Origin of the sequence: Corallococcus sp. AB049A, assembly GCF_003668885.1 — a bacterium.
GTDB lineage: Bacteria > Myxococcota > Myxococcia > Myxococcales > Myxococcaceae > Corallococcus > Corallococcus interemptor.
The window spans coordinates 1-450 of sequence record NZ_RAWL01001083.1; the positions used below are offsets into that span (position 1 = coordinate 1).

Consider the following 450-nt stretch of genomic DNA (forward strand, 5'->3'; position numbering starts at 1 on the left):
TTCCTCCTCGATGGTCGCCATGTCGATGAGTGGGAATGGCTCGACGGCGGGCTCGAGCACCGAATCGTGGCGCTCACACTCCTTCTCAGCGGCCTGCTTCTTCCTGGCCAGCTTCTCGAGGTAGGCCGGGCGCACCTCGGTCTCGTAGTGCTCGCGCCACTGGCGAGCGGAATGATCGCGGTGCTCGCGCTCGTACGTCTTCCAGTGCTTGTCGTATGCCTCTTCGTCGAGGTCTTCGATGAAAGTAGCGAAGCCGGCGAGGCGGTTGTGCTCGTATGCCTCGATGGTGGTCTTGATGGAGCGGCGCTCGCGGCGCAGAGAGTGCTTGGCGGCCTCCTCGGAGGACGTGAGGGACGGGGCGGGGAAGGCGAAGAAGGTCTCGCCGGTGTTGGCTTCGATGGTGACGATGTGGTCGATGGAATTGATAACAGCGTTCACTGCGATCTCGCT

Annotated in this window: 1 protein-coding gene; it reads right to left on the bottom strand. The window is 62.7% G+C overall.

Annotation, left to right across the window (positions count from 1 at the left end; all coding sequences use genetic code 11):
* A partial coding sequence (locus tag D7X55_RS43900; RefSeq protein WP_158626505.1) for a hypothetical protein occupies positions 1-450 on the bottom strand: 450 nt, incomplete at both ends.